This window comes from Luteimicrobium sp. NPDC057192 (assembly GCF_042670205.1).
Taxonomy (GTDB): Bacteria; Actinomycetota; Actinomycetes; order Actinomycetales; family Cellulomonadaceae; genus Luteimicrobium.
Genome location: NZ_JBHUWD010000022.1, coordinates 61,275 through 70,871, shown reverse-complemented (window position 1 = coordinate 70,871; position 9,597 = coordinate 61,275). Strand labels below are relative to the sequence as shown.

Below are 9,597 nucleotides of genomic sequence, written 5' to 3'. Positions count from 1 at the left end.
TTAGCCCCGCTTGGCGCGGGGGGTTGCTGGGTGTCCCGGCCGAGCGTGTGGGTGGGGCGGGGCCCCAAGTACTCGCCAGCGGCCGTGACCGTTCCCGTTGCCGTGCGAGGCCTTCATCCGGTCGGTCCAGGCGTCCCACGCCTCGAGTTCCTTGCCAGCACCCATGTCGTTGACGGCGGGGGTGGGCAGCAGGGCTACCTCGCGAGCCTTCCGACCGCCTCGTGCAGCGAGTCGCCGCCCGTTCCGGGCCGCGTCATCCGCGCGTAGTCCGGGCCGCTGCTCCCCAGCTTCGCCTCGGGCGTCGGTAGCAGCGCCACCTCGAGCCCGTCCTTGCCCCCACGCTTCCAGTCCCTCGCTCGAGGTGTCGGAAGCGTCCCAGGCGAGGACGAAGATGCGGAACCGTCCATGCGGGGCTCCCACGTCGGCAGCTCGTAGGCCACACCACGCAGCGTCATACCCGAGCTCGGCCAGGTCTCCGAGTACACGACCGAGTGCCCGCAGAGGTGGCTCTCCTGGGTCTCCCACGCAGAACTCGCAGGACTCCACGTCGCCAGCGGTCGCTTCGGCACTGAGTGCTCCCCTCACGTTCTCCCACACCACGAAGCGCGGGCGGATGATCTCGATGGCGTCGCACATGGACGCCCACAGGCCCGAGCGGGTCCCGTCCTTCATGCCCGCGCGCTTCCCGGCGTGCGAGAGGTCCTGGCAGGGCGAACCACCCCCGAGCACGGCGACGCGCGGGACCTTGTGCCAGCTGACCTTCGTGACGTTCCCTAGGTTCGGGACGCCCTGGAACCGGCGGGCGAGGATCGTGCACGGCGCGCCGTGCGGGTCCTTGTGGTCGCGCCCCTTCGCCGGGTCGCCGCACACGTCCGCGACCCACGCGGTGCGGGCGCCGAACACGCGCTCGATGGCGAGGGCCAAGCCGCCGTAGCCCGCGAACAGCTCCCCGCTCAGCAGTGCGCTCATGCGGGCACCGCCTCGGTGTCCAGCAGGTCGAACAGCGTCGGCACGGCCTGCGCCCGCTCCTCCGCCAGCAGGTACTTCACCGAGTCCGCCCAGTAGCCTCCGTTGAGCTCCGACCCGGATCCGCGGCGGCCGTGCTTGAGGGCCATCAGGGGCACGGTGCCGAGCCCGGCGAACGGGTCGTGCACCAGGTCGCCTGGGTTGGAGTACCGCTCGATGAGCCGCTCGACGATGTCGAACTGGAGCGGGCAGACGTGCATCTGCACGTTGCGGCGCTTCTGCTCCCCGTTGAGGGTCCGCATCCGGTCGACGTCGTGCCACACGTCGGGGTGCCACGACCCAGGCGCGAGGGACATGAACGTCGCCGGGAGTGCGCCCCGGTTGTCGAGGATCTCCCCGGTGCGGACGTGGTCGGCGAAGTCGTACACGCCGCGCAACGTCTGCTCCGTGAACGTGCGGGACCGGTCCTCGATCGGGAGCGCCGCGAGCTCGTCCGGGGTGAGCGGCCGGTCCCCGCTCGAACGCCAGAACGCGTGCGCGTCGACCTGCCACCGGGCCCGCGTGTACTCCGCCTTGTCCTTCGTGACCGGGACGTCCGCGTACCCCTTCGACCTGTCCGTCTGCGGCTTGTGGAACAGGAGGATGTACTCGGGGGACCCGACACCCATCTTCGTGCCGTCCTTGGCCATCTCCGACCAGCCGAGCCGGTACGTCTGGTTGTTCTCCCGGACGACGTCGGTGACGACGGTGATCATGCCCATGTAGTCGAAGCCGTGCCTGAGCCCGTGGTTGATGGCTTCGGAGTGGAACGGGGACACGGTGGGGATGCCGGCGCCGGTGACGTTCCCGAAGTTGATGCGGTCCTTCACGTGGCACGCGTAGATGCGGCCCGGCTTGAGGACGCGGAGCAGCTGCGGGGTGAGGTAGTCCATCTGGGCCCAGAAGTGGGCGTTGTCGTCGGTGTGCCCGAAGTCGTTGTAGTTGGGCGTGTACTCGTAGTGGTTGGAGAACGGGATCGACGTGACGATGAGGTCGACGGTGTTCTCGCCCATGCGGGTGGCCTCGTCGACGCAGTCGTTGTTCGCGAGCCGCCACCCCTCACCGGCGGCCTCGACGCGGGTCACGCCCATGTCGCGCTGCAGGGCGGTCGCGATGTCGGACTTCTCCAGCCCGTACCTGCGGATCACCTTCTCCATCTCGGCGCGCAGGGTGTCGTGCATCGCCCACTTCTCCTTCAGGGTCTTGACGATCTCGGTCTCGGTCTCGGCGTAGATGAGCCGGACGTCGCAGGTGCGGGTCTGCCCGAACCTGTGGATGCGGTGGACGGCCTGGATCGTGTCGTTGAACTTGTAGGTGACGCCGACGAACACGGCCTTGTTGCACTGCTGGAGGTTGAGGCCCTGGCCGAGCATCACGGGCTTCCCGATGAGGGCGACCGTGTGGCCGGCCTTCCACTCGGCGATGCGGCGTTCGACCTCGTCGACGTCCAGGGACCCGTGCACGGACGAGTAGGTGATGCCGCGGTCCCGCAGCGACACCTCGAGGGCGTCCTGCTCGGCGTTGAGGTCGCACCAGATGACGACCTGGTCGAGCTGGCCGTCGTCGTCCCAGGCGTCGAGGATCGAGTGCAGGTGCCCGATGCGGGCGCCCATGGTGTCCCGCTTCTCCCGGGCAGCGTCCTGCAACCCCATGGCGGCGTCGCGGAAGATGACGCCCTGCCCGTCGCGCTCGAACTTGTCGGACTCGAGGGTCGTCATGACCTTCTCGAACTGGACGTTCAGGTGCGGCAGGTCGTACCCGGTGTCGTCGTGACCGAGGTCTGACGGCCGTGACGCGAACACCGCCCACGACGCGAGCCACAGGTGGAACTCGTCGACCTTGTGCGGGTACAGGGTGAGGTTGTTCGCCTTGGTGGAGTCCCGCTGGAAGAACCGGGTGAGGGCCTGCCCGGTGTCCATGACGCCGAGGAACCCGGCGTAGTGGATGAGCTCCTTGTACCGGTTGGGGGATGGGGTGGCGGTGGCGACGAACCGGTACTTGACCTGCGAGAACTTGGTCAGGAACGTCTGGTACGTCTTCGACCCGAACGACCGGAGGACAGCGGCCTCGTCGAGGGACACGGCGTCGAAGATGTTCACGTCGAGCTTCCCGTCGCGGACGGACTCGTAGTTCGTGACGTGGATGCCCCACCAGGTGGGGTCGACGTCTTCGGTGCGGCGCACGAACCGGACCTCGGTGTCGAGGAGTTCCCGGGCGTCGTGGATGAACTCCTGCCGCACCCCGAGGGGCGCGACGATCAGCGCCCGACCGAACCCGGCACCGGAGCGCGGGTCGTCGAGGATGATGCGGAGGGTCTCGAGCTGCATGACGGACTTCCCGAGGCCGAACGCGGCGAAGATGGCGCGTCGGCCGCCCTTGACGGCCCACTGCACGATGTCGCGTTGGTGGGGGAGGAGGGTGGGGTGGATGTCGTCGGGGTTGATGTCGAACCCGTAGTGCTTGTCGAAGCGGACCTTGTCGGCGATGAAGTCGGCGTAGGTGGTCACGCGGCGGCCCCCTTGGTGTGGCAGTGGCAGGTGCACTCGGTGAGTTCGTCGGCTGCGAGGTTCCAGGCGTCGCCCGCACATGCCTTGTGCTTGCCCTGGGCGCAGTCGGGGTTGAGGTACGGCTCGTCGTCGAGGTCGACGTCGAAGAGGGTCGCGATCCCTGGTCGCCCGGCGTTCTTCTTGCGGAGGTGGCGTGGTCGGGGGTCGAGGCGGTCGGGGTCGAGGATCGCGAGGGCGAGGAACACGAGGGCGACGAACGCGACGGCCCCGCCGGCGGACCAGGCGGCGGCGCTCACCGCGCACCGCCCTTGGTCCAGCCGAGCCCGAGGAGGTCGCGGGCGAGGTCGCGGTCGACGTCGTGCATCTGGCGGTCGGGGTTCAGCAGGTCCCGGAGGTCGGAGGCCAGCGCCTTCACCTGCTCCTCGTCGACGGGCGGGTGTTCGCGCCGGTACCGCGCCATCGCCGCGAACGCTCGCGCCTTGGCGTCGAGCTCCTCGGGCGTGAGATCGATCGGAGCATGGAAGTCCGCGGTGAAGATGTTCTGCGTGTCCTCGCTGACATCGGGCAGCGGGCCGTCGATCACCACGGCGTCCATCGGGACGACGCGGACCTCGGTCCAGGAGCCGAGCTTCACGATCGGGGCGAGTCGCCTGTCGTCGTCGGTGTAGGGGACGATGTCGCCGTTGAGCTTCTGGAAGTACCGCATCAGGCGTCACCGCCCGCGATCCACGCCGCGTCCGCCTCAGCGTCCAGCGCTTCGGTCGGCTCAGGCTTGGCCTTCTGGGCCTCGAGGTCCGACTCCAACGAGTCGATGACCTGCCCCGCCTCGTCCTTCGTCAGCTCCGACCTGGACGCCACGTCCCGGCCGATCGTCCCCGACACGTACGCCAACGCGATCTCGCGGTCCGACAGGTCGAGCTCCCGCATGAGCGCGCCCATCTTCCGGGACTGCGCCTGCGTCATCCCCGGCTCCTCGACAACCTCCGCGTCCTGCACGTCCTCCACCGGGGCCGTGGCGGCGGGGTGGTCCTGGACGGCCGCCGCGAGACGGGCGTTCCCCGACCGCGGACGGTCCGCCTGGCGGGCCTGCACCTGCACCGGTGCCGGAGCCGCGACGCCCGAGAACTCGACGATCTCCTCCGGCGTGTACTTGATCCCCGCCAGGACCTCCGGGCACGCGAACCGCACGCACTCCGAGATCGCGCGCCAGCGGAGCATCGTGCCCGGGTCCTTCGCCCAGTGGCCGCGGCCCCACAGGCTCGCGTCCTGGGCCTTCTTCTTCGTCCACGTCGCCGTGTGCTCGTACCCGGGGTCGTCGGCCCGCTCGATCGTGCACGTCGCGGACTCCGCGTCCCCGCTCGTGCGGACCTTGTGGCCAGCCGCACGGGCCAGCGACGCCATCAGCGCCGCCGACAGGGACGGGGTCCCGTTGATCACGTTGATCTCCGAGAGCGCCACGATCGGGGCGATCCCGAGGGCGTTCCCGTACTCGATGGCCACGAGGGCGTTGGCGGGCTGCTGACGGAACGCCTGCGGCAGCAGGTTGGATGCCGCGAGGGCCTTGGCGTACTCCATGCGCTCCGGAAGCGGGGCGCTCATCACGGTCAGGTCGGTGGCAGTCATGCCGCGTTCTCCTTGTCACGGGTCGGGATGGTCTTGGCCACGGGCACCAGGGAGATGCCGTAGGCGTTGGGCTGACGGCGGCAGATCGTCACGCCGTCGTAGGTGGCCAGGCGGGCGTCACCCATCAGGCCCAGGACCGTCGATCGGGCGAGCCGGTCCGCGGCCTCCGCCGCCTTGAGCCCCGTCGTCGCGGCCACGAACTCGCGAGCGACCTCCTCGTCGAGCTCGACGGCCGCATCCCGGTCGATGTCCGGGTGCAGGCGCTTGAGCGTCTGGAACGTCGCCACGGTGTCGTCGATCGGCGGCGCCCCGTCCGGGTCCTTGGTGGACTCCCAGAACGCCCGGCAGATCGACTCGAGCGTCCGCGCCGTGACCTCGTCGTAGTCGAGGACGTACTCACGCAGGTCCAGCCGCGACGTCAGCAGCGCGATGTACCCGCGCCGCGCCCCAGCCAGGTGCATCGACCACTGCAGCTGCGCCGCGTAGTACGCCGGCACCTCGTCCGTCCCGGGTGTGCCCCACTCGTCGTCGTCGCGTGCCGTCTTGGCGTCCACGACGACGAGGCCGACGTCCCGGAGCCGGGTCGCGAGGTCAGGAGTGGCAGCGGCCCACGGCAGGTCGTCCCGGGTCGCGTAGTACTGACGCGTCACCACGGCCGCGGTGTGCAGGTCGACGCCGAGGTGCTGGTCGACCCACCAGTCGAGGATCCCGTTCTCGAGGTACTGGCCCCGCGACTTCGCCGCCATGTTGCGGCCGTCGTCCGACGGGATCTCACCGCGGAGGAGGTGCCATACGGACCGGGGTGAGTCCCAGGGAGACAGGCCGACGATCGCGGCGACCTTCGACGCTGTGACGAGCCGCTGCCACTCCGCGGTCCCGGGCGCCGGGGCGGTCATCGGGTCACCCCACGGATCGCGCAGGCCGTCGCCACCAGAGCGTTGAGCGTGGCGACCTTGGTGCGCGATGCGCCCGACATCGTGAGCTCGTACCGGGCGTCCGAAACGACGTCGGAGACCATCTCGGACCCACACAGCGCCACGGCCTCGTCGATGACGTCGAGTGCCACGGCACCGTTCACGCCATGGACTGCGTCGATGAGGGTCGAGACCAGGCGTGTCCGGTCCTCGTGGTGCTCCTGCGATCCGAAGTAGCGGTTGCCCGAGAAGTCGATCCGGCCGTTCATCGGGCACCGCCGAGCGGGTGGACGTGCACGATGGCGCCCGAGTCGGTGACCTCGATCTCGTCCGTCTCCGGGTCGAACGGGCACCCCGCCATCGCGAACCGCACCACCTCGACCATCTCCTCGACGGTCAGCCGCGCCGGCTGGGCGGGGCGGGGGATGCTGGCGAGTCCCGCCTGTGAAGACGGGCCGTGCTCCCGCATCGCGGTGCGCACCGCGGACTCGATCGCCGCACCCGTGAAGATCGGGGCCCGACGGTCCAGCGGTGCCCCCGCGTCGGCCGCGAGCTCGTCGAGCGAGTGTCGGCCGTCCGTCATCGGGACCGTCCGCGACGGCGCCGCCAGGCTCGACGGCATCGCCGCGGCCCGGTGCGGCCGGTCCGCCCGGTCGAGGGGTGACACGTCCGCCGGCCCCTCCTGTGTGATGTGGCTCCTCAGCCACTGGAGAACCTTCATCGGTAGACTCCTTCTTGGTTGTTGGTGGCCCCGTCCGGCTTGGTCGTTGAGGCGGGGCCGCTGGCATGTCTGGGGGTTCAGGCGTCAGGCAGGGAGTCCAGCCACGCCTCGAGGTCCTTGAGCAGGACGATCCGGCGACCACGCGAGTCCCTCTTCGCGCGCAGCGGCGGCGGGAACTTCTTCGGGTCCGTCGCCTTCACGGCGCGCTCGATCGTGTCGACCGAGAACGGCGTCAGGTCCGCGGCGTCCTTGAGCGTCAGCGCGAGCGGAGCAGCTGTGGCGGTCATCCAGCCACGACCTCGAGCCGACGGGGCAGGAGCCGGGCCCGCAGGTCATCCAGACCCTTCGGGGTGATCCGGATCGTGGGGGCCGGGGCCTCCATCTGCCCGGTCCGCGAGTTCAGGAACGCGGACGACATCCGCTCCACCAAGCGACCGGTCTGCACCGCGGTCTGGTAGGCGTGCCACCGGTTACGGGCGCCCTGCCGGTAGATCCACCCGAGCTCCGAGAGCAGGTTGAACAGCCGGTTGCGGCCGATCTCGATGTCGGGGTCGCGGGACAGGATCTTCGCGGCCTCGTCGACGGCGTAGTCGCCGGCCGCGGAGACCATGACGTCCCAGGCCTGAGCACGAGGGGCGAGGGCGGCGACCTTCGCGTCCCGGTCCTCGATGACCTTGTGCGCCTCGATGAGCGCCGCGGCCATGAGCTCGGGACCAGTGAGCGTCGCGGGTGCTCCGTACTGGCCGGTCTTCCGGATGGACGGGAGGACGACGTCGGTGACCCAGCGGCGGACGGGCTCGGCGGCGGGGGAGTCGCTGCGGAGGACCACGGTCCACATGCCCGACTCGTTGACGACGGCCACGTTCTGCCGGCCGCCAAGGGTGTCCGTCACACGGACCCCCTTCTGGTCGCCCGCGAGGCGGGCTGCGACCTGCGACGGCTTGCTGTTCAGTCCGAGGATCTGGACGAGGTCCGCGAGGACGAACCACGGCTCGCCGTGCTCGTCGGTCAGGACCCGGACGCCAGCCCCATGGAAGTTGAAGTGCGAGAGCTCGTTCACGCTGGCACCCCCGCACGGTGGCGCGTGTCGCGCTTGACTGTAGACACTTCGGGTACGAAAAGGGCCTCCACGGGGACGTCGAGCGCCTTCGCGATGCGGCGCGCACGGTCGGGGCTGGTGGCGGTCCGCTCGCCGGTAGCGAGGTGGCCGATCAGCGACTTCGAATTGTCCGAGCGGACCCCGAGTTCGCTGTAGCTGAAGCCGCGGAAGGCGATGTACTGGCGGAGCGCGACGGGGCTGATGAGCCTCACGTCCAGCCTCCTTTCAAGGGTTCTCATCTGGTGACTCCACTGTAGTCGGGTGACTGCTGACAAGCAAGACTGTAGACGGCAGCGTCTACACCGTCAACCCCGATGTAGACGGGCAATCTTGCGCGTTGCCTGGCAGACCACAACGAACCTGTAGACGAACCGTCTACAGTTCGATTACGAGAGTGGCGCCTACCTGCCGGAGCATCTGTAGACATGAGCACGACGACACCCGAGCCGTGGCACACGGCGATGGAGCAGCGAGGGATCAGCTCCATCCGTGACCTTGCGCGACGCTCGGGAGCATCCGTCGAGACCGTCAGGCGTCTCGTCCAGGGAAGCCGCAAGGCGCCCCGCGACGAGACCCTGCGGGCAGTGGCGGATGCGCTCGGAGTGCCCCTGGCTACAGTCTCGAAGTGGGCCGGCATCGCAGCCTCCGACACGGAGGATCCCTACGTGCCCCCGACCGAAGCCAACCGCCTCACGCTGCGCCAGCGCGAAGCGGTCGACGAGCTCATCAGGCTCCTGGCAACGAAGGAAGCAGGTGGGGAACATGACCAGCGTTCCGCCCCCATGAAGCAGGCGGGGGAGAGCCCCGCATCCACCCGTGCGCCGATCGTCATGGTTCAGATGAAGACCTTCGAGCCGTCACGCTCCCCTCGTGTGTTCGTCGATTTGAACGTGCTCAGGCAGAGCGAGGACGGCGACATCGCGTGGCACTTCGGGCGCCTCCTGCATCGACAAGCCGCGGCGCTTGACGCCATCCAGGTGACCGCGGAACCGGAATCGGTCTACGACGACGCCGTGGCGATCGTCGATGAGGCGCTCGAGCGGCAGCGGTCTGGCGCTGAGCCCTTCGACCTGGCGGCCTACCCTGCCCCCGCTGAGGGGACTGCGCACGAACGGCTATCCCAAGTGCAGGACGTCGCGGCCGAGGGATCGCAAGACCGCGGGAACGACGAGCCTGCCTGAGGGTGAAACTCGAACACCTGTTCGACAGAACGTGTGCCCTGCGCTACGGTTCCGACCATGTATCACCCGTGGCGCCACCTCAGGTCACTCGCCCACGTCGACCTCATCTGGGCGCCCCTCGCGGGCCGGTACGGGCAGACCGACGGACGCTCCAAGATCGTCATGCACCCGCACCAGCTCCAGGTTGAGCGACGCTGCACGGTCGCTCACGAGATCGTGCACATCGAGCTCGGCGCCGACGAGGAGCACGTGCGAGCGGAGACCGCGCGCCGGCTCGTCGACATCGCGACGCTCGTCGACGCCTGGCGGTGGTCGACGAGCCTCGACGAGATCGCAGACCAGTGCTGGGTCACCAGGGCCGTCCTCGAAGATCGTCTCGCGCACCTGACACCTGACGAGCAGCAGTGGATCGCTGACGCGATCCTCGCCCGCGATGACCCTGCGTGAAGCCATAGGCCTTGATCTGACTGGATCAAGGCCTATGGCTGGATTGTGCGTATATGCACACATTGGGGCGATGTGCGGATATCTGCACACGCGCATTCAC

13 protein-coding genes are annotated in these 9,597 nt (G+C 69.1%); 2 read left to right on the top strand and 11 right to left on the bottom strand.

Annotation, left to right across the window (positions count from 1 at the left end; genetic code table 11):
• The 11 genes from ACFT5B_RS11850 to ACFT5B_RS11800 all read right to left on the bottom strand — a co-directional run bounded on the left by ACFT5B_RS11850 (window position 1) and on the right by ACFT5B_RS11800 (window position 8,081).
• Entirely contained in the window at window positions 1-969 is a 969-nt protein-coding gene (locus ACFT5B_RS11850; RefSeq protein WP_386798409.1) for a DNA cytosine methyltransferase, read from the bottom strand.
• Complete coding sequence (locus tag ACFT5B_RS11845) at window positions 966-3,512, bottom strand: DNA methyltransferase (protein WP_386798407.1); 2,547 nt, start codon at window positions 3,510-3,512, stop codon at window positions 966-968. The genes ACFT5B_RS11850 and ACFT5B_RS11845 overlap by 4 nt, the downstream gene beginning before the upstream one ends.
• A complete protein-coding gene (locus ACFT5B_RS11840; RefSeq protein ID WP_386798405.1) occupies window positions 3,509-3,808 on the bottom strand; it encodes a hypothetical protein in 300 nt (99 codons plus the stop codon). Before ACFT5B_RS11840 ends, ACFT5B_RS11845 begins: the two co-directional genes overlap by 4 nt.
• Window positions 3,805-4,218 (bottom strand): hypothetical protein, encoded by a 414-nt coding sequence (locus tag ACFT5B_RS11835; RefSeq protein WP_386798403.1) that lies wholly within the window; start codon window positions 4,216-4,218, stop codon window positions 3,805-3,807. The genes ACFT5B_RS11840 and ACFT5B_RS11835 overlap by 4 nt, the downstream gene beginning before the upstream one ends.
• Window positions 4,218-5,135 (bottom strand): hypothetical protein, encoded by a 918-nt coding sequence (locus ACFT5B_RS11830; protein WP_386798401.1) that lies wholly within the window; start codon window positions 5,133-5,135, stop codon window positions 4,218-4,220. The genes ACFT5B_RS11835 and ACFT5B_RS11830 overlap by 1 nt, the downstream gene beginning before the upstream one ends.
• Entirely contained in the window at window positions 5,132-6,031 is a 900-nt protein-coding gene (locus tag ACFT5B_RS11825) for a YqaJ viral recombinase family protein (RefSeq protein ID WP_386798399.1), read from the bottom strand. The genes ACFT5B_RS11830 and ACFT5B_RS11825 overlap by 4 nt, the downstream gene beginning before the upstream one ends.
• The gene (locus tag ACFT5B_RS11820; RefSeq protein WP_386798397.1) at window positions 6,028-6,318 is read right to left on the bottom strand and encodes a hypothetical protein; all 291 of its coding nucleotides are present in this window, start codon (window positions 6,316-6,318) and stop codon (window positions 6,028-6,030) included. Before ACFT5B_RS11820 ends, ACFT5B_RS11825 begins: the two co-directional genes overlap by 4 nt.
• Window positions 6,315-6,770, bottom strand: coding sequence for a hypothetical protein (locus tag ACFT5B_RS11815; protein WP_386798395.1), 456 nt, complete (start codon window positions 6,768-6,770; stop codon window positions 6,315-6,317). The genes ACFT5B_RS11820 and ACFT5B_RS11815 overlap by 4 nt, the downstream gene beginning before the upstream one ends.
• Before the next feature lie 77 nt (window positions 6,771-6,847).
• A complete protein-coding gene (locus ACFT5B_RS11810; RefSeq protein WP_386798393.1) occupies window positions 6,848-7,057 on the bottom strand; it encodes a hypothetical protein in 210 nt (69 codons plus the stop codon).
• Window positions 7,054-7,830, bottom strand: a complete 777-nt coding sequence (locus tag ACFT5B_RS11805) for a phage antirepressor (RefSeq protein WP_386798391.1) — start codon at window positions 7,828-7,830, stop codon at window positions 7,054-7,056. The genes ACFT5B_RS11810 and ACFT5B_RS11805 overlap by 4 nt, the downstream gene beginning before the upstream one ends.
• The gene (locus tag ACFT5B_RS11800) at window positions 7,827-8,081 is read right to left on the bottom strand and encodes a helix-turn-helix domain-containing protein (protein ID WP_386798389.1); all 255 of its coding nucleotides are present in this window, start codon (window positions 8,079-8,081) and stop codon (window positions 7,827-7,829) included. The genes ACFT5B_RS11805 and ACFT5B_RS11800 overlap by 4 nt, the downstream gene beginning before the upstream one ends.
• A gap of 213 nt (window positions 8,082-8,294) precedes the next feature.
• Here ACFT5B_RS11800 and ACFT5B_RS11795 point away from each other — a divergent pair, with 213 nt between their 5' ends.
• Together ACFT5B_RS11795 and ACFT5B_RS11790 are read left to right on the top strand one after the other, a co-directional pair.
• The gene (locus ACFT5B_RS11795) at window positions 8,295-9,050 is read left to right on the top strand and encodes a helix-turn-helix domain-containing protein (protein ID WP_386798387.1); all 756 of its coding nucleotides are present in this window, start codon (window positions 8,295-8,297) and stop codon (window positions 9,048-9,050) included.
• A 57-nt stretch (window positions 9,051-9,107) separates the two neighbouring features.
• Window positions 9,108-9,497: an ImmA/IrrE family metallo-endopeptidase gene (locus ACFT5B_RS11790; RefSeq protein ID WP_386798385.1), complete on the top strand. Its 390-nt coding sequence runs from the start codon at window positions 9,108-9,110 to the stop codon at window positions 9,495-9,497.
• The last annotated feature ends 100 nt before the right edge of the window (window positions 9,498-9,597 follow it).